The sequence below is a fragment of the Rheinheimera sp. EpRS3 genome (genome assembly GCF_001513785.1).
GTDB lineage: Bacteria > Pseudomonadota > Gammaproteobacteria > Enterobacterales > Alteromonadaceae > Alishewanella.
In genome coordinates this window covers 502,498-525,292 of record NZ_LNQS01000001.1, presented here as the reverse complement: position 1 = coordinate 525,292, position 22,795 = coordinate 502,498, and the positions used below count along the sequence as shown (strand labels likewise).

At 49.1% G+C, this 22,795-nt stretch carries 23 protein-coding genes; 4 read left to right on the top strand and 19 right to left on the bottom strand.

What is annotated here, in order from left to right; genetic code table 11:
- Positions 1-64: 64 nt before the first annotated feature.
- Entirely contained in the window at positions 65-1,495 is a 1,431-nt protein-coding gene (gene mltF / locus AR688_RS02350; RefSeq protein ID WP_068228553.1) for a membrane-bound lytic murein transglycosylase MltF, read from the top strand.
- 203 nt (positions 1,496-1,698) lie between these two features.
- On the opposite strand, the gene tadA is transcribed toward mltF, so the two are convergent.
- On the bottom strand, positions 1,699-2,184 hold the full coding sequence (tadA, locus tag AR688_RS02345; RefSeq protein WP_068228548.1) for a tRNA adenosine(34) deaminase TadA: 486 nt from the start codon (positions 2,182-2,184) through the stop codon (positions 1,699-1,701).
- A 199-nt stretch (positions 2,185-2,383) separates the two neighbouring features.
- Here tadA and AR688_RS02340 point away from each other — a divergent pair, with 199 nt between their 5' ends.
- The 3 genes from AR688_RS02340 to AR688_RS02330 all read left to right on the top strand — a co-directional run bounded on the left by AR688_RS02340 (position 2,384) and on the right by AR688_RS02330 (position 3,695).
- Positions 2,384-2,596, top strand: coding sequence for a hypothetical protein (locus AR688_RS02340; protein WP_068228545.1), 213 nt, complete (start codon positions 2,384-2,386; stop codon positions 2,594-2,596).
- Positions 2,597-2,691: 95 nt separating this feature from the next.
- Positions 2,692-3,132: a transcriptional repressor gene (locus tag AR688_RS02335; RefSeq protein WP_068228541.1), complete on the top strand. Its 441-nt coding sequence runs from the start codon at positions 2,692-2,694 to the stop codon at positions 3,130-3,132.
- 98 nt (positions 3,133-3,230) lie between these two features.
- Positions 3,231-3,695 (top strand): chemotaxis protein CheX, encoded by a 465-nt coding sequence (locus AR688_RS02330; protein WP_068228539.1) that lies wholly within the window; start codon positions 3,231-3,233, stop codon positions 3,693-3,695.
- A 94-nt stretch (positions 3,696-3,789) separates the two neighbouring features.
- Here AR688_RS02330 and alr read toward each other — a convergent pair whose 3' ends face one another.
- The 18 genes from alr to mutL all read right to left on the bottom strand — a co-directional run bounded on the left by alr (position 3,790) and on the right by mutL (position 22,794).
- A complete protein-coding gene (gene alr, locus AR688_RS02325) occupies positions 3,790-4,875 on the bottom strand; it encodes an alanine racemase (protein WP_068228534.1) in 1,086 nt (361 codons plus the stop codon).
- Positions 4,875-6,257 carry a replicative DNA helicase gene (gene dnaB / locus AR688_RS02320; protein WP_068231071.1) on the bottom strand — a complete coding sequence of 461 codons (1,383 nt, stop codon included), beginning with the start codon at positions 6,255-6,257 and terminating at the stop codon, positions 4,875-4,877. Before dnaB ends, alr begins: the two co-directional genes overlap by 1 nt.
- Positions 6,258-6,424: 167 nt before the next feature.
- Positions 6,425-6,877, bottom strand: coding sequence for a 50S ribosomal protein L9 (rplI, locus tag AR688_RS02315; RefSeq protein ID WP_068228531.1), 453 nt, complete (start codon positions 6,875-6,877; stop codon positions 6,425-6,427).
- Positions 6,878-6,896: 19 nt separating this feature from the next.
- Positions 6,897-7,124 (bottom strand): 30S ribosomal protein S18, encoded by a 228-nt coding sequence (gene rpsR, locus AR688_RS02310; protein WP_068228526.1) that lies wholly within the window; start codon positions 7,122-7,124, stop codon positions 6,897-6,899.
- Between the two features lie 11 nt (positions 7,125-7,135).
- Positions 7,136-7,441 (bottom strand): primosomal replication protein N, encoded by a 306-nt coding sequence (gene priB / locus AR688_RS02305; RefSeq protein ID WP_068228524.1) that lies wholly within the window; start codon positions 7,439-7,441, stop codon positions 7,136-7,138.
- A gap of 10 nt (positions 7,442-7,451) precedes the next feature.
- Positions 7,452-7,829, bottom strand: a complete 378-nt coding sequence (gene rpsF, locus AR688_RS02300; RefSeq protein ID WP_027672333.1) for a 30S ribosomal protein S6 — start codon at positions 7,827-7,829, stop codon at positions 7,452-7,454.
- A 455-nt stretch (positions 7,830-8,284) separates the two neighbouring features.
- The gene (gene rlmB, locus AR688_RS02295; protein ID WP_068228519.1) at positions 8,285-9,016 is read right to left on the bottom strand and encodes a 23S rRNA (guanosine(2251)-2'-O)-methyltransferase RlmB; all 732 of its coding nucleotides are present in this window, start codon (positions 9,014-9,016) and stop codon (positions 8,285-8,287) included.
- A gap of 178 nt (positions 9,017-9,194) precedes the next feature.
- Positions 9,195-11,537: a ribonuclease R gene (gene rnr / locus AR688_RS02290; protein WP_068228517.1), complete on the bottom strand. Its 2,343-nt coding sequence runs from the start codon at positions 11,535-11,537 to the stop codon at positions 9,195-9,197.
- Between the two features lie 66 nt (positions 11,538-11,603).
- Positions 11,604-12,224 carry a tetratricopeptide repeat protein gene (locus tag AR688_RS02285; protein WP_068228515.1) on the bottom strand — a complete coding sequence of 207 codons (621 nt, stop codon included), beginning with the start codon at positions 12,222-12,224 and terminating at the stop codon, positions 11,604-11,606.
- A gap of 73 nt (positions 12,225-12,297) precedes the next feature.
- Positions 12,298-13,617 (bottom strand): S41 family peptidase, encoded by a 1,320-nt coding sequence (locus AR688_RS02280; protein ID WP_068228512.1) that lies wholly within the window; start codon positions 13,615-13,617, stop codon positions 12,298-12,300.
- 95 nt (positions 13,618-13,712) lie between these two features.
- Positions 13,713-15,008 carry an adenylosuccinate synthase gene (locus AR688_RS02275; RefSeq protein WP_068228509.1) on the bottom strand — a complete coding sequence of 432 codons (1,296 nt, stop codon included), beginning with the start codon at positions 15,006-15,008 and terminating at the stop codon, positions 13,713-13,715.
- 125 nt (positions 15,009-15,133) lie between these two features.
- Positions 15,134-16,303 (bottom strand): aminotransferase class V-fold PLP-dependent enzyme, encoded by a 1,170-nt coding sequence (locus AR688_RS02270; RefSeq protein WP_068228507.1) that lies wholly within the window; start codon positions 16,301-16,303, stop codon positions 15,134-15,136.
- Positions 16,304-16,370: 67 nt separating this feature from the next.
- Positions 16,371-17,252 (bottom strand): protease modulator HflC, encoded by an 882-nt coding sequence (hflC, locus tag AR688_RS02265; protein ID WP_068228499.1) that lies wholly within the window; start codon positions 17,250-17,252, stop codon positions 16,371-16,373.
- A 3-nt stretch (positions 17,253-17,255) separates the two neighbouring features.
- Positions 17,256-18,410 carry an FtsH protease activity modulator HflK gene (gene hflK, locus AR688_RS02260; RefSeq protein ID WP_068228492.1) on the bottom strand — a complete coding sequence of 385 codons (1,155 nt, stop codon included), beginning with the start codon at positions 18,408-18,410 and terminating at the stop codon, positions 17,256-17,258.
- A 40-nt stretch (positions 18,411-18,450) separates the two neighbouring features.
- Complete coding sequence (gene hflX, locus AR688_RS02255; RefSeq protein WP_068228491.1) at positions 18,451-19,746, bottom strand: ribosome rescue GTPase HflX; 1,296 nt, start codon at positions 19,744-19,746, stop codon at positions 18,451-18,453.
- Positions 19,747-19,763: 17 nt separating this feature from the next.
- Complete coding sequence (gene hfq / locus AR688_RS02250; RefSeq protein ID WP_068228488.1) at positions 19,764-20,024, bottom strand: RNA chaperone Hfq; 261 nt, start codon at positions 20,022-20,024, stop codon at positions 19,764-19,766.
- Between the two features lie 89 nt (positions 20,025-20,113).
- Positions 20,114-21,043 (bottom strand): tRNA (adenosine(37)-N6)-dimethylallyltransferase MiaA, encoded by a 930-nt coding sequence (gene miaA, locus AR688_RS02245; RefSeq protein WP_068228485.1) that lies wholly within the window; start codon positions 21,041-21,043, stop codon positions 20,114-20,116.
- Entirely contained in the window at positions 21,040-22,794 is a 1,755-nt protein-coding gene (gene mutL, locus AR688_RS02240) for a DNA mismatch repair endonuclease MutL (RefSeq protein WP_068228482.1), read from the bottom strand. Before mutL ends, miaA begins: the two co-directional genes overlap by 4 nt.
- Position 22,795 lies beyond the last annotated feature (1 nt).

Below are 22,795 nucleotides of genomic sequence, written 5' to 3'. Positions count from 1 at the left end.
ACACTGACGCGGCGACAGAAGTTTGTTATAACAGCGCAGAACGTGACATTGCAGGTTAGCAAAGATGTGGAAAAGACAGGCCTGGTTGCTGTTGTTACTGTGTTTAGCAGGGTGCAGCCCCGAGCCATCACAAAGCCAGCTTTACCAGATATATCAGCGTGATAGCTTAAAAGTTGGCATTTTGCACGGCCCTACCAGCTATTATGTTGGTATTGACGGCCCAACCGGTTTCGAGCTGGAACTAAGCCAGGCACTGGCTGATAAACTTGGTGTGAAACTGGAGTTATTTCCCAGCTACCAACTGGACGAATTGCTGCAAAAGCTACAAAGCGGCCAGGTTGACTATATTGCCGGTGGCCTGACCCTAACAGAACTGCGCAAAGGCAAGTATCGCTCATCACCGGCTTATCGCTGGATAAATGAAGTATTAGTATTTAAACAAGGCAATACCTGGCCCCGCTCGCTGGACGACCTGACCGACACTGTCGTAGTAGTAAAAGACAGCAGCCATGCCGAAACACTGCAACAGCTAAGCCTGGATAAACCGGATTTACAATGGCTACAACACCCGACACTGGATGCCGACGAGATTTTACAGCAGGTGGTTGACGGCAATATTGCTTACACCCTGACCGACTCAAACCAACTGGCACTGAACCGGCGCTTTTACCCCAATCTCAGTATTGCCTTTACTGTGCGCGACAATTTACCGGTTAGCTGGCTACTGGCAGATAACAGCGATGATTCACTCTATGCCGTGTTAATTGAGTTCTTTGGTGCTATGTATCAGGGCGGCGAACTTATTGCACTGGAAGACCGCTATTTTGGCCATGTACAGCTGTTCGATTACGTCGATACGCTGGTGTATATCGACGCAATAGAGCAACAATTGCCGAAGTTTAAAGCCTGGTTTATGCAATATGCCGGTGAACTTGACTGGCGCTTACTGGCAGCGCTCAGTTATCAGGAATCGCACTGGGACCCGAAAGCAAAAAGCCCGACCGGTGTGCGCGGCTTAATGATGCTAACCTTACCCACAGCGCAGCAGATGGGTGTGACCAGCCGGCTTGATCCTGAACAAAGCATACTGGGAGGCAGCCGTTATCTGCATCGGATGGTTACCCGGATACCAGAGCGTATTACCATGCCTGACCGGCTCTGGTTTGCGCTGGCGTCTTATAATGTCGGTTGGGGCCATGTTGAAGATGCGCGCATTATTACCCAGCGCCAGGGCGCCGATCCGGATAAATGGCTGGATGTAAAACAGCGCCTGCCGTTGCTGCGGCAAAAAAATGTCTATCAAACCACTAAATATGGTTATGCCCGCGGTGATGAAGCAGTAACGTACGTCGAAAATATCCGCCGCTATTACGACACCTTGTTGTGGGTAGATGAGCGCCAGCAGGCAGAGCAACGGCTAGAGCAACAAAAACAGCGTTTAACCGAGCAGCTGAGTATAGAAATATTGCCAGAGCCACCTCAGGACAACAATTAAAGCGACTATTGAAACCGGGCCAATACGCATCCATAGTATGCATATTAAACCCAAATAAGTGTTAGTTATGTTAAAACGCAAAAAACCTCAGGTCAGAGCCAGGCGCAGGCGCCTGGTTGATGTAGCCTCCAGCAGGCGCCGTATTAAACGCAATATTGCTGTAGCAAAACTGCATCAGCGCCGACGCCATTATCTGAGCTTTTTTAATCAGGCAAACGAAGTTGTTTAGCTGCTTTGTGCTCCTGCCTGCGGCGTTGAAAAAACGCCGATAACTGTGTGGCACATTCTGTTGCCAACACCCCGGACACCACTTCCAGTTGATGATTAAACCGGCCATGTTGCACTAAATTAAGCACCGAGCCCGCCGCACCGGTTTTTAAATCTGTCGCGCCAAACACCAACCGCTTAATCCGGCTATGCACCATTACCCCCGCGCACATGCTGCATGGTTCCAACGTTACATACAAGGTGCAGTCCGGCAGGCGGTAGTTAGCCATAACGGCCGATGCTGCGCGTATTGCCTGCATCTCAGCATGGGCTGATGGGTCATTGAGGCTGATCATCTGGTTCCAGCCTTCGGCAATCATGTTACCGTCTTTAACCAGCACAGCGCCAACCGGCACTTCACCCTGCTGCTCGGCGTTAGCTGCCAGCACAATAGCACGGCGCATCCAGTCTTCATCAGTCATAATGCTTTACAATTAATTGCTAGATTGGTGGCGGAGTTTACCACTATATTATGGTGAAATTGGCTAAACTTTTGTGTGCTTACCATTGTTATCAATTAGATTACCAGCACATCCAACTGATATATATACATATTATTAGTTGGCATCTGATTTGCACACAATGCCATTAAACTATTACAGAGAATAACAGGAGCATACAATGGGACCTTTCGAAATAGCGGCACTGGCCATTATTGGCGGTATAGGATTATCAGCCTTTAAGGTATATCACGATAATAAAGGCAAAGCGGGTAGCGCAGAATTGGATCAACTCAGAGCCGAGCAAGAAAAATTGAAGCAACGTATAGCCACACTGGAAAGCATTGTTACAGACAAAAGTTACCAGTTAAAAGAGCAAATAAACCGGTTATAAACAACTACATTTTCATTCTGTTGCACTGCATGGCAGTGCGTGGCAGTTAAGCTTTGTTATGGTACACTGCCAGCAACTGCTGACAGGAGCTGAAAATGTCGACGGAAACTCTGGTTAACCGGGCGCGCACAATTTGCGAACAAAATGGTGCCCGCTTTACATCTATCCGCGAAAAAGTGTTTCGCCTGCTAGCCGGCCTTAACGGCGGCATTGGCGCCTATGAACTGCTTGAGCAGTTAAAACAAACTGAGCCCAGCGCAAAGCCCGCTACAGTGTACCGGGCAATAGAGTTTCTTACCGAGCAGGGCTTTATTCATAAAATTGAATCCAGTAATGCGTTTATGCTGTGCCATCATTTCGGCCAGCATCATCCTGCACAGCTGCTAATTTGCGATCAATGTGGTAATGTCACTGAGCTGCATTCCAGTTTACTGCAAGACGAGTTTAACCGTCAGGCGGTATCTCAGGGGTTTGTTATCAAACACCAGACCATTGAAGCCCATGGTTTGTGCAAAATATGTAAAGCCAAACAATAAAACTTATCTATATCAAGGATCTGGCTTGTGCATTTACAAAAAGGTTTCTAATCTTAAACAAGCTTTCGCTTTAGTTCTGTTTTCTGATAGGCATTGACATGAATGTTGAATTTATAAATCCGTTTTTATCGTCTTTAGTCAATGTGCTAAGCACTATGGCCAATACCACCATTACACCCGGACAACCACGTATTAAAAAAGACGAAGTTGCCCGTGGCGATGTGTCTGGCTTAATTGGTATGGTTAGTCCGCAAACCAAAGGCTCATTTTCTATTACTTTTGAAGAATCCTTAGCGGTGGAAATTATGTTTCGCATGCTGGGCGAGCGACCCAAAGGCATTACAGAAGATGTTACCGACATGGTAGGTGAAATAACCAATATGGTTACCGGCGGTGCCAAGCGTATTTTAGGTGAAAAAGGCTATGACTTTACCATGGCAACCCCTGTGGTGGTGTCTGGTAAAAACCACACTATTTCGCATAAGTCTGAAGGTGCAAAGGTATTAATGCCATTCGACTCAGATTTTGGCAAAGTGCATATCGAAGTTAGTTTTGATAAATAACCTGCCATCCTTTACTGTATAACGCCAGCTAATGCTGGCGTTGTTGTTTAAGATATTCGGTTTGCGTGCACCAAGAGTAATTGAAGTTGCAGCTTTAAGTACCGCAGGTATAACTAAACTGTACGCGGCTGGTGATATTGCACAGCAGTTCATAAGGAATAGTGTCAACACAAAGCGCGAGCTGTTCTACCGGTAAGTCGATACCCCAAAGGATCACTTTATCGCCAACGGCCACTGCTTCGTCGCCGATATCAACGGTAATCATGTCCATAGATACCCGGCCAACAATCGGCAAACGCTTACCGTTAATCAGCACATTAGCATTATTACCGGCTGCGCGCGGGTAACCATCGCCATAGCCCATCGCCACTACCGCTAAGCGGGTGTTATGCGCCGCTATCCAGCTGCCGCCGTAACCTACGGCATCACCGGCGTTTACCTCGCGTACCGCGATAACGCTGCTGCTGAGCGTCATGACTGGCTTTAAACCGTGATCAGTGCCCACAGCGTCAGCCATGGGCGATACACCGTACAGCATTAAGCCGGGCCGCACCCAGTCACCATGGCTTTGTGGCCAGTTTAATACGGCGCCGGAGTTTGCCAGCGAATGCTCACCGGCACTGCCCTGAGTAATTTGTTGAAATAACGCCAGCTGATTAGCGGTAGCAGGCTTATCCAACTCATCTGAGCTGGCAAAATGACTCATCAACCGCATTGGCCCCTGCACATTGCGGCTTTGGCTTAAGCTCTGATACAACTGGTTAAATTCGTGTGGGTAAATACCCAGCCGGTGCATCCCGGAATCAACTTTTAACCACACCCGTACCGGCGCATCCAGCTGTGCTGTCAATAAGGCTTGTGCCTGCTCGCGATGGTGTATGACCAGTTGCAGGTTAGAGGCAACCACTTGCGCCAGTTCATCCGGGTGAAAAAAACCTTCCAACAGCACTATCGGCCTGGCGATACCACCGGCACGCAGTGCTAAAGCTTCATCGAGGCGCGCTACGCCCAGAGCATCGGCCTGCTTTAACGCCTGGGCTATTGGCAACATACCATGGCCATAAGCATTGGCTTTTAGCACCGCCAGTATTTTGCTGTTTGGCGCCAGCTGCTTTACGCACGCGAAGTTATGCTCAAGCGCAGCTAAGTCGATGGTGGCCTGAGGCCGGCGGCTAAGCATTAATCGTCCTCGAACCGCGCACTACCGGCGTAGTTATCAAAACGCGAATAACGGCCATGAAAGGTTAGCCGCACACGGCCAATCGGGCCGTTCCGCTGCTTACCTATGATCACTTCTGCTGTACCTTTATCAGGGCTGTCGTCGTTATATACTTCATCGCGGTAGATAAACATAATTAAATCGGCATCCTGCTCAATAGAGCCGGACTCCCGTAAGTCGGAGTTTACCGGGCGTTTATCGGCACGCTGCTCCAACGACCGGTTAAGCTGCGACAGCGCCACTACCGGTACTTTCAGCTCTTTGGCCAATGCTTTAAGTGAACGCGAAATTTCGGCAATTTCTAAGGTACGGTTATCACTCATGCCAGGCACGGTCATTAGCTGTAAGTAGTCGACCATAATCATGCTTAAGCCGCCATGTTCGCGCGCAACCCGCCGCGCCCGCGAGCGTACCTCGGTCGGCGTTAAGCCCGAGCCGTCGTCGATATACATTTTACCTTTGGTGTTCAGAAGCTCAATGGCAGAAGACAGCCTCGCCCAGTCTTCATCTTCCAACTGGCCGGTACGGACCTTGGTTTGGTCAATGCGGCCTAAGGACGCCAGCATACGCATCATAATTTGTTCAGACGGCATCTCTAAGCTGAAAATCAACACCGGCTTATCCGAGGTAATGGCCGCATGCTCGCAGAGGTTCATCGCGAAGGTGGTTTTACCCATCGATGGCCGCGCCGCAACAATGATCAGGTCTGAAGGCTGCATACCATTGGTCATTTTATCTAAATCGACATAGCCGGTAGATACCCCGGTAACACCGTCATACGGCGAGCGAAACAGCTCGTCAATTTTCTCAATGGTTTTGGCCAGTATGCTGTTAATCGGCTCGGGGCCTTCATTGGCATTGGTGCGCTGTTCGGCAATTTTAAATACTTTGGTCTCAGCAAAGTCCAGCAGCTCGGCTGAGGTGCGCCCCTGAGTGTCGTAACCGGCGTCGGCAATATCGTGTGCCACCGAAATCATATCGCGCACTACGGCGCGCTCACGCACGATTTCGGCATAAGCCAGAATGTTAGCCGCGCTGGGGGTGTTCTTGGCTATTTCACCCAAATAAGCAAAACCGCCGACATCGTCCAGCTGCAGGTTGGCTTCTAAATCTTCCGATACGGTAATAATATCAATCGGCTGGGTAGCTTCAGCCAGACGCGACATGGCAGCGAAAATAAAGCGGTGCGCGCGCAGGTAAAAATCCTGTTCAACAACTTTTTCCGCAACGCGGTCCCAAGCTTCGTTATCCAGCATTAAGCCGCCAAGTACCGACTGCTCAGCTTCTATCGAATGGGGCGGCATTTTTACCGCAGCAACCTGTTTGTCTTTAATACTACTCATAACACCTGTTTCAGTTGGCGAAAACAGCATAATGCTAACCCGCCGCAGGCAGATCACAAAGCGAAGTGTCAGATATTTTTATCGGCTTAACTAAACAAACGGGATAAACAACAACGGGGAAAACAGAGGAAAAAGCGCACTGCAGATACAGTGCGCTTTAAAGCTTATTAAGCTTCTGCGATTACTACAATTTTTACAGTTGCAGTAACTTCAGCGTGTAACTGTACGTCGATTTCGTACTCGCCAGTTTCACGTAAAGTACCTGTAGGCAGTTTAACTTCTGCTTTAGATACTTTAACGCCAGCTTCAGTGATCGCATCAGCGATATCACGGGTGCCTACTGAACCGAACAGCTTGCCTTCATCACCGGCTTTAGAAGCGATAGTCACTTCACCCAGCGCAGCAATTTTAGCAGCACGGTCGTTTGCAGCTGTTAAATCATCAGCTAATTTAGCTTCTAATTCAGCGCGACGGGCTTCGAATTTCTCGATGTTAGCCTTGGTAGCCGGAACTGCTTTACCCTGTGGGAATAAGAAGTTACGAGCATAACCTGACTTAACAGCTACATTGTCACCTAAACCACCAAGGTTAGCGACTTTGTCTAACAGAATAATTTGCATTGCTTATACCCCTTCTGTATTAACTGTGTGAGTCGCTGTAAGGCAGCAGAGCCAGGTAGCGTGCGCGCTTGATAGCACGAGCCAGTTGGCGCTGATACTTAGCGCTGGTACCAGTAATACGGCTAGGTACGATCTTACCGCTTTCTGTAACGTAGTTTTTCAGAACAACGGTATCTTTGTAATCAATCTCTACAGTGCCTTCTGCAGAAAAACGGCAGAATTTACGGCGACGGAAAAAACGTGACATTTGCCTGTCTCCTAACTTATTTGTTCAATTTGTTGCGCATGCAGCACCAGCTTAGCTTGTCCGCTGCGGCTTTGGTGGCGGTTTAAAAAACCTGTCACCTTTACCATGTTGCCCAACGTTAACTGTCGGGTATGTTGTGTTAGTGCGGCTCCGGTAAGTACTACCTGTATCCTGACATAGGCTTGGCGGTTTAAGCCGGCTTCCATCTGGTTACTGCGGTGTTCTAACACCAAAACCGTATGCGGTATGCCCGCAGGACTTTCGCTATACTCCGGTTGACGGCAGATACTGCCAACCAGTACGGTGCTATTGTCCATTAACAACAACTTACTCTTCGTTTGCTACTTGCTCTTCATGTTCGCGAGGAGCACGCTCACGACGTTCATCACGTACTTTTGCCATTGGTGATGGCTCAACTACGGCACTGTCAGTGCGCATAATCAGGTTACGTAATACCGCGTCGTTGTAGCGGAAGTTAGTTTCCAGCTCATCAATCACAGTTTGTGGTGCTTCTACGTTCATCAGAACATAGTGAGCTTTATGCAACTTCTGGATTGGGTAAGCCAGTTGACGACGGCCCCAATCTTCCAGACGGTGAATAGAACCACCCGCTTCTTTGATTGCGCCAGTGTAACGCTCAATCATGCCAGGTACTTGTTCACTCTGATCAGGGTGAACCATAAAAACGATTTCGTAATGACGCATTGTAGCTCCTTACGGTTAGTAAGCCTCGGGGGAACTCGGCCGGGGTTCTCATGGAGGCAAGGAACGTTAGGTGTATGGCCGAAGGTCGCGTATTTTACAGACTTAGCGGGTAAATAACAAGCAGAAAGCAATCAATTTGAAAGATTAAGCAGGTAAAAGCGAGTGATAGCGCAGCCACAAACCCATTTCGCGTAAGCGAAGGCGGCGGACAAATTCGTCGGGAACGAATTTGGTAAGCTTAGCTGAGCCGCCGCACTGAGGGCAGGATTGCCCGAAGTGTCGTTGTGGCGAGCATAACACTCACTTTTACCGGCAACTTCAAAGCAAGGCTAGCTATTTCGCTGTGCTCGCCACAGCAACTCGTTCGCTGCTTGCGCGCTCACTCAGACACTCTGTGGCTGCGCAATCGAAACACCTAACCTTTGCTATCGCCCAAAAGCAATCGGGGGAGGAGTTTACTGGCGCTGGCGCACGGCTTCAAATAAGCAGATACCGGCAGCAACCGAAACGTTAAGACTAGACACAGTGCCAAACATCGGAATTTTTACCAGGCTGTCGCAGGTTTCGCGGGTTAAGCGGCGCAGGCCTTCGCCTTCGGCGCCCAGTACCAGCGCCAACGGGCCTTTAAAATCAGCCTGATAAATACTGGTATCGGTATCACCGGCCGTGCCTACCACCCAAACACCGGCTTCCTGCAGTTCACGCAAGGTACGGGCTAAGTTGGTTACGGTAATAAAAGGCACGCTCTCTGCTGCACCACAGGCGACTTTACGTACTACTGAGGTGAGCTTTACTGAACGGTCTTTTGGCGACACCACAGCATGCACACCGGCCGCATCGGCGCTGCGTAAAATAGCGCCTAAATTGTGCGGGTCGGTTACACCATCCAGGATCAGAATAAATGGCTTTTCCTGCTGCTCAACAATGGCGGCTAAATCGGCTTCGCTGCCACTGCTTTGTAAGCGGGCTTTAGCAATAATACCCTGATGCTGGCCGCCAACCATATCGTCCATGGTTTTGCGGTTACAAAACTGCACCGACACACCGTTTTGCCGTGCCTGCTGGATTAACGGCTGCATGCGCTTGTCGTCGCGATCTTTCATCACAAACAACTCCAGCACATCCTGCGGTGCGCGTTGTAATAATGCTCCTACCGCATGAATACCAAAGACCAGATCTGCGCTCATTGTTAACCCTTAATGCCGACACTTAAAAAAGGCCGGCAGTTTACCTGAATTTATTGTATTAACGAACCGGTTTGCCCACGCCAACACGCCGTGAATATGTCCCTATAGGCTCGACTCAGGCATCCATGCCTTCAACGGTTGGCTTAGGGCAAGCCGATTCTCATTTAGACAAAGCTATTTACTTAGCTTTACGCCGTGGCTTTTTGCGTGCGGTAATATTACGCGCGCCTTTGGGTTTAGCTTCTGCACCTTTTGCTGCCGGAGCAGTTGGCTTGCCGGTAGCACGTTTGCCGCCTTTGGCTGCACCTTGCTTTGACGCTTTAATTTGTTCTTTGCTGACAACACGCGTCGGCTCGCCGACTAAGACTAAATCAATCTTGCGTGCTTCCAGGTTAACCGCAGCCACTTTCACTTTTAGCAAATCGCCCATGCGATAGGTTACTTTGCCATGTTCACCGCTTAGGGTATGGCGCTCAGCATCAAAGTGGTAGTAGTCGTTTTGCAGCGAGGTTACATGCACCAGGCCTTCGATATACAACTCGGTTAAACGCACGAACAAGCCAAAGCTGGTTACCGTAGATACTACGCCGTCAAACTCTGCGCCTAAATGATCCTGCATATATTCGCATTTTAACCAGTCGGCGACTTCACGCGTGGCATCATCGGCACGGCGTTCAGTCATTGAGCACTGCTCGCCCAGTGGCGTAATTTCTGCTTCAGTGTATTCACGGGCACCAGTGACTTTCTGGCCTTGTTTGGCCAGTAAAGCTTTAATGCCGCGGTGCAACACTAAATCCGGGTAACGCCGGATGGGCGAGGTAAAGTGGGCATAAGCCTCCAACGCCAAACCAAAGTGGCCCTGGTTATCGCCTTGATACACCGCTTGCTTCATTGAACGCAGCATGGTGGTTTCGATCAGTTCGCGGTCTGGCCGGTCGCCGATTTTTTCCAGCGTTTGCGTTAGCTCAAGCGGTGTCGGTTCAGCCGATAAATTCGCTTCTATGCCAAGCTCTGCGAGGAAGCGACGGAAGTTATCAAAGCGGTCGGCATCCGGCCGTTCGTGCACACGGAACAGCGTATGGGCTTCGTGTTTTTCAATAAAGCGTGCGGCGGCCACGTTGGCCATGATCATGCACTCTTCGATGATCTTATGCGATTCAACCCGGTGCACCGGAACAATTTGCTCAATTTTACGGTGGCTGTTAAACACAAAGCGGGTTTCAACCGTTTCAAACTCTATAGCGCCGCGTTGGCCGCGCACTTTGGCCAGCTTTTTATACAGGCTGTTCAGCGTTTCGATATTGGTCAGGTTGGCGGCATATTGCTGACGCAGCTCAGGGTCGCCCTGCAGTATTTTATGCACCTTGTTATAGGTTAAGCGTGCACTGGAGTGCATTACCGCTTCATAAAACTGATAGCTATCGAGTTTGCCGCTGGCGCTGATATGCATATCGGCGACTAAACATAAACGGTCAGTATGCGGGTTAAGTGAACACAGGCCGTTAGATAATGCCTCCGGCAACATCGGCACTACGTGATCGGGGAAATACACCGAATTGCCGCGCTCTATTGCCGTGTTATCCAGCACCGTGTAAGGCAGTACGTAAGCACTGACATCGGCTATGGCGACCCACAAACGCCAACCACCGTTTTCTTTGGCTTCAGCGTAAACGGCATCGTCAAAGTCACGGGCATCTTCACCATCAATGGTGATCAAACCTAATTTAGTTAAATCGACGCGGCCTTGCTTGGCTGCTTCCGGCACTTCTTCGCCGTATTTAGCCACTTGTTTTAGTACAGCATCAGAAAACACATGCGGAATTTGATGGTTGCGAATAGCAATTTCAATTTCCATCCCGGGCGCCATATGCTCGCCCAGTACTTCAGTTACTTTACCCACCGCATTAACACGTTTTGACGGCCGTTGGGTTATCTCGACCAACACCACCTGACCATGCCGGGCTGCGCCCTGCTCACCGTCGGGGATAACAATATCCTGGGTAATGCGCGGGTCGTCCGGCACTACCACTCCTAAAGCGAAATCTTTATAATAGCGGCCCACTATCGGCTCGGCGCGCGACTCTAATACCCGCACTACGCGGGCTTCAATTTTATCTTTACTGTTTACGCTTTGCGCTGTCGCCAGCACAATGTCGCCGTGCAGCAAGCGCTGCATTTCAAAATTGGGAATAAACCAGTCTGGCCCGCCTTGTTCCAGCTTTAAAAAGCCGAACCCTTCGCGGTGGCCCAATACCGTGCCTTTAACCAGGTCCATATTATCGACCAGGCCATAGCGGCGATTTTTGGTATAAATTAGCTGGCCATCACGCTCCATGGCGCGCAGGCGTTTTTTCAGCGCGAAAATAGCATCGTCATCGGTTAAGCCCAGCTCTGCAACTAATTCTTCAAAATAAGCGGGGCTCTGGCGTTTTTCGATATGCTCGAGAATAAATTCACGGCTGGGGATAGGGTTGTCGTATTTTTCCTGCTCACGCGCAAGATGCGGATCATTTACCGTCATTAAGTTATCTTTTGTTGCCTAAATTGTGTTAAGTGTAACAGCTAAACCGGGTTATGAGTATGAACTTCATTTTACCGGCCGTTTGGCATTGGCCACTACCCGTGCGGGCATTTTTTGGCTCAGCTTGCCAAGCAACTGTTGTATTTGTTTATGTGTACCGGCATCTGCCGTTACCGCATTATGCAACCAACGGTAACTTTGTTCAAAATCTACCGGGCTGCCATGGCCTTCTGTCAGTATTTGCGCCAAACGTAACTGCGCTTTTAAATTACCCAGTGCCGAGGCTTCACGCAAATAAATGATTGCTTTATCGGTATCGGGCTGCACAAAGCGGCCAATATGATAATAACGGCCTACTTGTTCTAAACCCTCAGGTAAGCCTTGCCCTGCAGCTTGTAACATCAGATCCCAGCCACGCTCCACATTGCGTGGCACGCAAACCGCATAAGCCAGCATATCGCCATACAGAAACTGATACGCTGGCAACTGCATAATATCCGCCCGGGCTTCTATATCACGAACCAGTTGGCATTCATCGGCCCGCACGCGCTTAAGATGGCTATTGGTGCGGATCAATGCCAACAGTTCATCCTGAGAATATAACTGTACGGCTTCAAGTTCCTGCGCCTGGGTTAACGGCGTTTGCAGCATCAGAACGGCCAGCACCAGCCATAGTGTTTTAATCATAATATGCGCCTGAAAATTGTCATCTTAGGCTTTATCGGCCAGAAGTGGCTTTTTTTAAGCAACTTCTGCGCCTTTATTGCTCGTTATTTAATATCCACGGAGCTGCAAGCCGTGGTTTTACTACCTCAGCACGCTCTGTCGCGCTACTTACGGCTACATCGCTGCAGCTGCCACTGGCAATGTAATTAACGGCCTCTGCATAAAGTGGGTCAGTAACAATGCCCCAGTCACCGGTAATGTTGTCAGTAACCGGACAATTAGGTTGCAGGCCATTAAAATACTCACCTTGATCCAATGCGTTTACCGTCTGGAAGTTAATCGCAAACAACACATAATTGCCTATAATCTCTGGTTGCTGCCCTACAGGTTTGCCGCAAGTTGCGCTGCCAATTTGCACAACATCAACAAAAGGCGCCAGAGAATTAATCACCAGTTCACTGGACGAGCAACTGCCTTCGGTTGTCAGTACAAATACCCGCGGCAAGTTCAGCACACTTCGCCCGGCGCCAAGCGCAAACAATGTAGAATTATTCTTGGCGGTATTTTTGTCATTAAACTGATATTTTACAAACACTTCGCTCTGGACGAAGTTTCGGGCAATTTGTGTACTAAGCTGGTTTGCCACCCGGATCAGGCCACCGCCGTTGTATCGTACATCCAACACCAGCTCATTAACTCCTTGCGCAACAAAATAGGCAAAGGCTTGTTCCAGCTCAGACTCTGATAATTCGATAAAAGTATTAAATACCAGATAACCAATACGTTTGCTGCCTTGTGTCGTCACAGAGCGATGCAGCACAGTATTGGTAGTGACTTCTGTTTTAATAAAATCAGCGGCCAGCTCAGAGGCATCTGGCTTGCGCCAGACAAAGTTACGCATTACGCCATCTTCATTCGGGCCGTAAATATCGTCATTGGTTGCCGTGCCTGCATCAAGCTGGCTTAGCAACTGCGCAACACTAACACCTTCAATTTCAATTATTTTATCGCCACGGCGCAGTCCGTTTTGTGCTGCAGAACCATCATCATACACATAGGCAATTTGCAACGCGGTATCATTATCTGCTCTGATACTGGAGAAACCGTAACCGAAGAAAGTGGCGTTAATATAACGATCTTCATATTCCTGGCGGGTAATTATAAAGCTATAACGATCCTGAGGCGCCGCGACAGCCTGTATTAATTCGTCAGGAGAACTGTAGCTATCAGGGTTTACTGAGGCCGGTAAGTCACGGTACCACAAGTAATCTTGCTGCAAAACGCAGAACACCTGAGAGTTAATATCAGTGCGCTGGCAAATACTGGTTTGTCCTGTGCTGTCGGTGTCTATATTACCACCGCCACCACAAGCGGTAAGTGTTGTTAACGCTGCTAATAATATAAAAATGCGCATAACCGTAACTCCATGTTTTGCTTTTTATCAGCATAAACAAAAACGCTGCCAGGTGGCAGCGTTTTTTATACGGTACAACTTAACAAACAGATGCCTCAGGCAAAAGGATGGCGCAGTACAATAGTCTGAACACGATCAGGGCCGGTTGACACTATATCAACAGGCACACCGGTCAGTTGCTCTAAACGGCTGATATAGTTACGCGCTGCCTGCGGTAAGTTCTCCAGTTGCTGCACACCAAAGGTGCTTTCGCTCCAGCCCGGCATTTCTTCATATACCGGTGTTACCAAATCGAAGCCTTCTGCAGCCATAGGCGGAACATCAGTCACATTACCTGCCGCATCTTTGTATCCGGTACAGATGTGTATTGTCTCTAGGCCGTCTAATACATCCAGCTTGGTTAAGCAAAAACCAGAGATACTATTCAATTGCACGGCACGCTTAACGGCAACGGCATCGAACCAACCACAACGACGTTTACGGCCGGTAGTTGCACCAAACTCATGGCCTTTCACGCCTAGATGCTCGCCTACTGCACAGCCCAGTTCTGTCGGGAACGGGCCTGAGCCAACACGGGTAGTATAAGCTTTAACAATGCCCAGCACGTAATCCAGGTAACGCGGGCCAAAACCAGCACCGGTTGCTACACCACCGGCAGTAGTGTTAGACGAGGTAACATAAGGGTAAGTACCGTGGTCAATATCCAGCAGTGTGCCCTGAGCACCTTCAAACATAATTTCCTGGCCGGCTTTACGCGCTTTGTCCAGCAAATCAGTAACATCTACTACCAACGGCTTTAAGATGTCGGCAATAGCCAGTGCATTGTCCAGCGTGGTCTGATAATCCACTGCCGGCACTTTGTAGTATTGTGTCAGAGTAAAATTATGCAGATCCATCAGCGTTTTCAGCTTCTCAGCAAACAGTGTTGGGTTAAACAAATCCCCCACACGTAAGCCACGGCGGGCAACTTTGTCTTCGTATGCCGGGCCAATACCACGGCCGGTAGTACCGATAGGCTTGTCGCCACGGGCCAGTTCACGCGCTTTATCCAGTTCAACATGGAACGGCAGAATCAGTGGGCAGGCTTCGCTTAACAGTAAACGCTCTTTCACTGGCACGCCACGCTGCTCCAGCATGGCCATTTCCTTTAAGAACGCTTCAGGGGACAGCACTACACCATTACCAATAACGCATTTCACGTTGGCACGTAAAATACCTGACGGAATTAAATGTAATACGGTTTTCTCACCGTCGATAACCAAAGTATGTCCGGCATTATGGCCGCCTTGATAGCGCACCACATAGCTGGCTTTATCTGTTAATAAATCGACGATTTTACCTTTACCTTCGTCACCCCATTGGGTGCCGAGCACTACGACGTTTTTGGCCATGGTTCCTACATCATGGAAAAAATTAGGCGGGGATTCTACCAAATTGGCAACCAAGTTTCAGCCGTCTGGAGGAAAAAAAGCCGCTTTTTTCTCAGCGGCTTAATTAATGGTTTTTATTCAGTCAGTTAAGAATGTTCACGGGTTAGACAAGTTAAATCATACTGCGCACTGTTATGGTATAAGGCGAAACCAAACCGCAACCGATCTGCGCGATAGTCTGTTTCGATACCCGCTCGTTTTAACTCTGCTGCCAGTTCGGCAACTTGCGCCGCACTACCCAGGCGGAAGGTTAAAAAGTGGCCGTGGTGTGCTAAATCCTGTTGCAGCAGCGACTGCATATTTAACTTTGTATGCTTTAACTCTGCTACTTTGGCTAAAAACGCTTGCTGTAACTGCTGCACATAATGATGGATACGGCCGACACTGATGCCCTGCTGTTTAAATAACCGCAACACGGCATTAAGGCGATATAAAGCGGAGAAATCCATCGTTGAGCCGGCAAACCGATAACCGTCTTCACTGTACAGCACCGTGGCAGATTTTTCGCCTGCCAAAGTACCAAATTCGGCAAACCAGCCGGTATATAATGGCCGTGCAGTGCTACCCAGCGGTACTGTCATAAAACAGCAGCCCTCACCGCCCTGGGCGTATTTATAACTGCCGGCCAAGTAGAAAATACGTTCTGCAATTGCCGATAAATCCGTTGGCAAGGCCATAAAGCCATGGTAACCGTCGATCACGATCATTGCATCGCTGCTGGCGGCCATTTGCTGCACAAAGCCGGTTAAGTCGGCAATAGCAAAACCTGAATTGAAAAATACCTGGCTGCAAAAAATTAGTTGATAGTTGTTTGCTGCAGCAGCGTCAGTAAAACGCTGGGCAAAGCTGGCAAAAGGTTCGGTTGGGATAACATCCAGCTGCACGTTATCATATTCAACCAGACGCTTTACCTGGCGCGAAAAGCTATGAAACTCACTGTCGGTTGTTAAAATCCTCAGTGGTTGGCGTAAATCAAAGCAACTGAGCAAACGCATAACCAGCTCGTGGGTATTAGGCGCGAACACAATTTGCTCAGCCTGAGGCAACTGTAATATATCAGCGATAAGCTGCTGGGTTTGCGGCACTTTTTCACCAAAAATATAACGCCATTTATCATCTACCAATCTGGCGGTGTCGTCCCAGTATTCCAGCATGGCATCACGGGTAACATCTGGCCAGTAGTGATGCGAATGGCTGGCAAAGTGTTGCTTGCCCTGATTCGCCTGCAAAAAACGCTGATAAAACTGTTGGTACATAACTCCCCCTATGACCATCTCAGAGACAAAAAAGGCCCTGAACGGGCCTTTTTCTTAAACATTACAATCAGTTTTGTACTTGATCTGATTTCATGTATTTGAAGAATTCATTATCCGGCTGTACCACCAAAATATCGTCTTTACTGCTAAAGCTTTTGCGATAGGCTTCCATACTGCGCACGAAGGAAAAGAACTCAGCATTTTTGTTATAGGCTTCGGCATATACATTGGCTGCTAATGCATCACCTTCACCGCGTACAGTACGCGAGTTACGCTCTGCATCGGCCACCATAACGGTAACCCGGGCATCAACATCGGCACGAATGATCTCCGCTTCTTCCATACCACGTGAGCGGTGCTCACGCGCCACAGCATGACGCTCGGCTTCCATCCGGGCAAAAATCGAGCTACTGACTTCCTGCGGCAGGTTAATCTGCTTCACACGGACGTCAACAACTTCAATACCCAGCTCCTTTGACGCAGCGCCAGCCTGTTGCAAGGCGCCCTGCATCAGCTCGGTACGCTCGCCGGATACAATTTCCTGAATGGTACGGGTACCAAACTCTGTGCGTAATCCGTTATTAATATACTGTTTTAACAACACTTCTGCTTGTGCCGTATTACCGCCGGTTGCCAGAAAATAGGCACCAAAATCGTTAATACGCCATTTTACATAGCTGTCTACCAGTAAGTCTTTTTTCTCTGCAGTTACAAAACGATCCTGTGCATCGTCCAGTGTCTGTACCCGTGCATCTAACTTACGCACAGTTTCAATAAATGGCAGCTTAAAATGCAACCCAGGTTCATACACAGTCACATTCTGCTCTGCATCACGCTGAATTTTACCAAACTGGATCACAATGGCGCGCTGACCTTCTGGCACTACAAATAAGGCAGATACAAAGATAAACGCAATAATAACGATAATGGCTATAGTAAAGTTCTTCATATATTACCCCCGGCCACTGCGTGTTGTTGTACTACGCGAACTGTCAGTGCGGTTTGAACTGCTACTACTGTCGGTGCTGCTACGCGATGGAATTAACGGCAGGCTATTTGACGGTGTTGAACTGCCTGAGCCCTGATTAATCATCTTATCAAGAGGTAAATACATAATATTATTACCATTTTTAACATCAACAAGCACTTTAGATGTATTGCTGTATACCTGTTCCATCGTTTCGATGTACATACGATCACGGGTTACTTTAGGTGCGGCAAGATATTCCGGTAATAGCTTTTCAAACCGGGCTACTTCACCCTGTGCTTTTAACACAATTTGTTGTTTGTAGGCATCAGCTTCCTGCATTACACGGTTAACCTGACCACGGGCACGTGGTTCAATTTCACGGGCATATGCCTGAGCTTCCTGTACAAAGCGCTCCTGATCTTCCTGTGCTTTAATCGCATCATCAAAGGCGTCACGTACTTCTTCCGGTGGCCGTGCATCACGGAAGTTAACATCAACCAGAGCTATACCCATTTTATAAGGCTCAATAATACCCTCCAGTTCCTGCCGGGTGTTCTGGCGCACAACTTCACGGCCACGGGTTAATACGTCATCCATAATAGAGTGACCGATAACATAGCGCAGTGCTGCATCGGTTGCCTGATGTAAACTGCTGTCAGCATCTACCACTGAAAATTTATATAGCCTAGCGTTGAATACACGATACTGAATTTCAAACGTTACCCGTACCAGATTCTGGTCCTGCGTAAGCATAAAACCATCGCTGCGCAAAGAACGTACGCTGGTTACATCAACCGGCAGCACGTTGTCAATAAAGGTTGGCTTCCAGTGAATACCTGGCCCGACTTCATCGTGGTACTGGCCGAAACGCAGCACAACTCCACGCTCAGATTCTTTAATGGTATAAAAGCCACTGAAGGCCCACACCAATGCTGCGACAATCAGTATTAGTACTAACGCAGCTGAAGCGCCACCGCCGCTACTACCACCTGTTGACTTGCCACCGCCGAAGATACCTCCTAACTTTTTGCCAAAGTTACGAAACACTTCATCTAAATCGGGCGGGCCCTGATCACGACCACCCTGTTTCCAGGGGTCGTTATTCTTGCCGTTATTGCCCGGCTCATTCCAAGCCATGGTTTACTCCATTCTAAGTTGCAAAATAAGGGTTAATGTATCAAATAACCGGCTGACTGACGACATAGTTTTCTAATTGTCCGTGCGACTGCTTCACGCTGCGGTTCCACACCGACTCGCTTAACCGCAGTTGCAGATGACAATTGCCCTCAGCGTCAAACTGTTCTTGCTCAATACTGTGTTGCTGGTGAAACCTGGCACGCCATTGCATTTGCTCCGGTGGCAATAGCAAAGTTATGTCCAGATAACGTTCTGACAACAACTGGCTTACTGCCTGCGCCAGCAAGTCTACCCCTGCGCCGCTAACGGCAGATAAATATACCGCTACCGGTTGTTTGTATTCGTTGTACTCAATACGCGGCAATTGCTGCAACAGGTCAATTTTGTTGTACACCACCAGTTGCGGTAACTGATCGGCATCAATTTCCTGCAATACCAAGTCAACCTGCTGCATATTGTCATCTTTACGCGGATCTGACAGATCCACCACATGCAACTGCAAGTCGGCATCACGGGTTTCCTGCAATGTCGATTTAAAAGCAGCGACTAAGTCGTGCGGCAAATGCCTGATAAAACCAACGGTATCAGCCAGAATAATCTCGCCAACACCTTTTAGTTTCAGTTTACGTAAGGTGGGATCCAGTGTGGCAAACAGCTGATCAGCTGCGTACACATCGGCTTTGGTAATGCGGTTAAATAACGTCGATTTACCGGCGTTGGTATAACCCACTACCGACACTACCGGCACTTCAGAACGTTGCCGGGCGCGGCGGCCCTGCTCACGCTGCTTAGTCAGCTTTGCCAGCCTGGTTTGTAATGCTTTTACCCGCTCACGCAGTAAACGCCGATCGGTTTCCAGCTGAGTTTCACCGGGGCCGCGCAAGCCAATACCACCTTTTTGCCGGTCAAGACTGTCCCAGCCGCGTACCAACCTTGAGGCCAAATGCTGCAGCTGTGCCAGTTCTACCTGCAATTTACCTTCAAAGGTGCGGGCGCGCTGGGCAAAGATATCCAGAATCAACGTGGTGCGATCAATAACCCTGGTCAGACACAAACGTTCCAGATTACGTGTTTGTGCCGGGCTCAGTGCATGGTTAAAAATAACCACATCAGCACCGGTTTCTTCTACCAGTGCTGCTATTTCATCTGCCTTACCGGAGCCAACAAAAAATTTAGCATCAGGCGCACTTCTGCTTGCAGTAACAACCTGCACAGTTTGCACACCGGCTGAAGAAACCAGCAATTTCAGTTCGGTTAGATCCTCACTGACATGCTGCTGCGAAAAGTTTACATGGACAAGGATCGCTTGTTCCGGTACCACGCTAATGTCAGACAAGCGAGTAACCCCTGAAATTATTCCACGTCCTCTTCATCATCACCCTGACCATTGCTGTGAGTTACCATGGTATTGACCGCGCGGGCCGGCACCACAGTTGAAATGGCATGCTTATATACCATCTGACTCACAGTATTTTTCAGCAGAATAACGAACTGATCGAAAGATTCGATCTGACCCTGAAGTTTAATGCCATTCACCAGATAAATTGATACCGGAATACGCTCCCGTCTCAAGGTGTTTAAAAATGGGTCTTGTAAAGATTGGCCCTTTGCCATGTGCCGCTTTCCTTTTTTAATTAGTCCGACTTATATTGGTATTATTTTTTTTATTTCAAGTTGTTAAAACGTCTTTTTCTATATCTTCTTTAGCTTAGCGAAGATAAAACGGCTTGCAAGTTTTCAGCTACCGGCGCGTCACTTTTCAGCCATGTCAGATCTGGCCAGCCTCGCAACCAGGTTAACTGCCGCTTTGCCAGTTGCCGGGTTGCCGCGATACCGCGCTCACTCATCTGTTGATAGCTACCATTGCCAGACAGATAATCCCACATTTGCCGGTAACCTACGCAGCGCATAGAGGGTAAATCCGGGTGTAAATCCGGCCGGGCTTTAAGTGCCGCAACTTCCTGTTCAAAACCGGCAGCCAGCATCTGCTCAAACCTCAGCGCAATACGCTGGTGCAACACGGCACGATCCTCCGGCGCTATCGCAAATTGGTGTGCAGGAAAGGCAAAAGGTTCCCCTTTTTCTGCAGTTAAATCTGTCAAACTACGCCCGGTAAGACGGTAAACTTCCAATGCCCGGTTAATACGCTGCGGGTCATTCGGGTGAATACGCTGTGCAGATACAGGATCAATCTGCGCTAACTCGTCGTGTAATCTGGCCCAGCCTTTTACTGCTGCTTCCTGCTCCAACTGCTGTCGCACTGCTTCGTTGGCCTCTGGTAGCGGTGAAATACCTTCAAGCAGGGCTTTAAAGTACAGCATAGTACCACCAACCAGGATGGGGATGTTACCACGATGTTGAATTTCAGCAATCAAACGCAACGCATCTGTACGGAAGTCTGCCGCAGAATAGCTTTGTGCCGGGTCACGAATGTCGATCAGGTGATGCGGCGTTACTGCCAGTTCCTGCGAAGTGGGTTTGGCAGTGCCTATATCCATGCCGCGATAAACCAGGGCACTGTCAACACTGATAAGCTCTGTAGGTAACTGTTGGTATAGCTCTGTTGCCAGCGCCGTTTTACCAGAAGCGGTTGGCCCCATCAGAAAAATTACATCGTGCTTTACCTGACTCATGGTTGTTGCCTTGTTAACAAACCCAATGTGGTATCAAGTTGCAACGGTGCATAGCTCCAGTACTCGGGCAGAGACAATACCGGAGGCGCAGAGTTTAATACTGTGGCCGCAGCAACCCCATTAGCGTTGAGTAACATCGACAATAAAGCACCTATCACATCATCACTGTTATTTTGCGCTAACTGCTCAAACCATAATGGTAACCACTGCCCCAGCACAGTTTGTCGCAGCCAATCGGGCACCGCCCGCACTATCACGGTGTTGTCAGTAAGCAGCATATCAAAACCAGCGCGGCTGAAACTGTCAGCCAGTTGGGTAAGTTTGCGTAGCTGCGCAGCATTGACACTGATACGCAGCGGTAGCAATAACGGCACGGCTGGTAAGCTGTTGGCAGTAAAATATGCCGATAAGGTGGGCACAAGATCAATCAACAGTACATCGTCAGCATGTTGTTTAAGCAAATACCGGTTACGTACAATCAACGGAGCATCTATTATTTGAGTTTGCGCAGGCGGGCTTAATGCAGCAGTTGCAGGTTGCAGTTCTGCCGGTGCTTCTGTTTGTGCATCTGCCGCTTTATGGCTGTGCTGCCAGTATGACAGCTCACGTTTTACTGCTGCGGCTCCCGGCTGACGGGGCGCATAACCGCTGCTACGGCCTGCCTGGTTGCTGACAGGTTGCTCTGGCTGGTAGTTATAGGCTGATGTTTCCTGTACCCGGTGCACTATATCTGCGGCAGCTGGCTGTGGTGTAGCCAACTGCACTAACGCATCACCCAGGGCTGATACCACAAAATCGTGTATTAGCCTGGCCTGATGAAAACGCACCTCATGCTTAGCCGGATGCACATTTACATCTACCTGGCGCGGGTCAAGCTGCAGATATAATACAAAAGCAGGTTGTTGCTCGGTGGTTAGCATGTCGCCATAGGCCTGACGGATAGCATGATTTAACAGCTTATCGCGCATCATCCGACCATTAACGTAGCTGTACTGGCATTGCAACTGGTTACTGCACGCTTGCGGCTGCACTATCCAGCCCCAGATCCGCACATCGCCATACTGATTCTCAATAAAAGCAGCATTCTCTGCAAACACGCGGCCACACAGGGCTGCCACCCGTTTTTGCCGTTGCTCATCCGTTGTTGCGGCTTTTAACCGGCGCACCGTCTGGCCGTTGTGGCTCAATTGCCAGGTCACATCATAACGGCTTAACGCCAGCCGTTTTATCAGTTCATCAATATGGCTGAATTCTGTTTTGTCAGTCCGCAAAAACTTACGCCGCGCCGGTGTATTAAAAAATAAGTCCAGTACTTCAATGCTGGTACCCACCGGGTGCGCTGCCGGACGCACCTCCACCTGCATATCACGCCCGGCGGCACTGGCCTGCCAGGCTGCGCTTTGCTCAAGGGTTTTTGAGGTTAATGTCAGCCGTGATACCGAACTGATACTGGCCAATGCCTCGCCGCGAAAGCCCAGGCTGGTAATGGCTTCCAAATCATCCAAATCAGTAATTTTACTGGTGGCATGCCGGCTTAACGCCAATACCAGCTCTTGCTCTGCAATACCGCTGCCGTTGTCACGCACCCGGATCAGCTTGCTGCCACCTTTTTCAATATCTATTTCTATCTGATCAGCTCCGGCGTCTAGGCTGTTTTCTACCAGTTCTTTCACTACAGATGCAGGACGCTCAACAACTTCACCCGCCGCAATCTGGTTAGCCAGCTGTGGCGGTAAAATACGAATAGGCATA

What these genes read in the sequence shown, in the direction of transcription:
- mltF (WP_068228553.1), top strand. Translation starts at nt 65, where the DNA reads ATGTGGAAAAGACAGGCCTGGTTGCTGTTGTTACTGTGTTTAGCAGGG.
- tadA (WP_068228548.1), bottom strand. Translation starts at nt 2,184, where the DNA reads ATGACTGATGAAGACTGGATGCGCCGTGCTATTGTGCTGGCAGCTAAC.
- AR688_RS02340 (WP_068228545.1), top strand. Translation starts at nt 2,384, where the DNA reads ATGGGACCTTTCGAAATAGCGGCACTGGCCATTATTGGCGGTATAGGA.
- AR688_RS02335 (WP_068228541.1), top strand. Translation starts at nt 2,692, where the DNA reads ATGTCGACGGAAACTCTGGTTAACCGGGCGCGCACAATTTGCGAACAA.
- AR688_RS02330 (WP_068228539.1), top strand. Translation starts at nt 3,231, where the DNA reads ATGAATGTTGAATTTATAAATCCGTTTTTATCGTCTTTAGTCAATGTG.
- alr (WP_068228534.1), bottom strand. Translation starts at nt 4,875, where the DNA reads ATGCTTAGCCGCCGGCCTCAGGCCACCATCGACTTAGCTGCGCTTGAG.
- dnaB (WP_068231071.1), bottom strand. Translation starts at nt 6,257, where the DNA reads ATGAGTAGTATTAAAGACAAACAGGTTGCTGCGGTAAAAATGCCGCCC.
- rplI (WP_068228531.1), bottom strand. Translation starts at nt 6,877, where the DNA reads ATGCAAATTATTCTGTTAGACAAAGTCGCTAACCTTGGTGGTTTAGGT.
- rpsR (WP_068228526.1), bottom strand. Translation starts at nt 7,124, where the DNA reads ATGTCACGTTTTTTCCGTCGCCGTAAATTCTGCCGTTTTTCTGCAGAA.
- priB (WP_068228524.1), bottom strand. Translation starts at nt 7,441, where the DNA reads ATGGACAATAGCACCGTACTGGTTGGCAGTATCTGCCGTCAACCGGAG.
- rpsF (WP_027672333.1), bottom strand. Translation starts at nt 7,829, where the DNA reads ATGCGTCATTACGAAATCGTTTTTATGGTTCACCCTGATCAGAGTGAA.
- rlmB (WP_068228519.1), bottom strand. Translation starts at nt 9,016, where the DNA reads ATGAGCGCAGATCTGGTCTTTGGTATTCATGCGGTAGGAGCATTATTA.
- rnr (WP_068228517.1), bottom strand. Translation starts at nt 11,537, where the DNA reads ATGACGGTAAATGATCCGCATCTTGCGCGTGAGCAGGAAAAATACGAC.
- AR688_RS02285 (WP_068228515.1), bottom strand. Translation starts at nt 12,224, where the DNA reads ATGATTAAAACACTATGGCTGGTGCTGGCCGTTCTGATGCTGCAAACG.
- AR688_RS02280 (WP_068228512.1), bottom strand. Translation starts at nt 13,617, where the DNA reads ATGCGCATTTTTATATTATTAGCAGCGTTAACAACACTTACCGCTTGT.
- AR688_RS02275 (WP_068228509.1), bottom strand. Translation starts at nt 15,008, where the DNA reads ATGGCCAAAAACGTCGTAGTGCTCGGCACCCAATGGGGTGACGAAGGT.
- AR688_RS02270 (WP_068228507.1), bottom strand. Translation starts at nt 16,303, where the DNA reads ATGTACCAACAGTTTTATCAGCGTTTTTTGCAGGCGAATCAGGGCAAG.
- hflC (WP_068228499.1), bottom strand. Translation starts at nt 17,252, where the DNA reads ATGAAGAACTTTACTATAGCCATTATCGTTATTATTGCGTTTATCTTT.
- hflK (WP_068228492.1), bottom strand. Translation starts at nt 18,410, where the DNA reads ATGGCTTGGAATGAGCCGGGCAATAACGGCAAGAATAACGACCCCTGG.
- hfq (WP_068228488.1), bottom strand. Translation starts at nt 20,024, where the DNA reads ATGGCAAAGGGCCAATCTTTACAAGACCCATTTTTAAACACCTTGAGA.
- miaA (WP_068228485.1), bottom strand. Translation starts at nt 21,043, where the DNA reads ATGAGTCAGGTAAAGCACGATGTAATTTTTCTGATGGGGCCAACCGCT.
- mutL (WP_068228482.1), bottom strand. Translation starts at nt 22,794, where the DNA reads ATGCCTATTCGTATTTTACCGCCACAGCTGGCTAACCAGATTGCGGCG.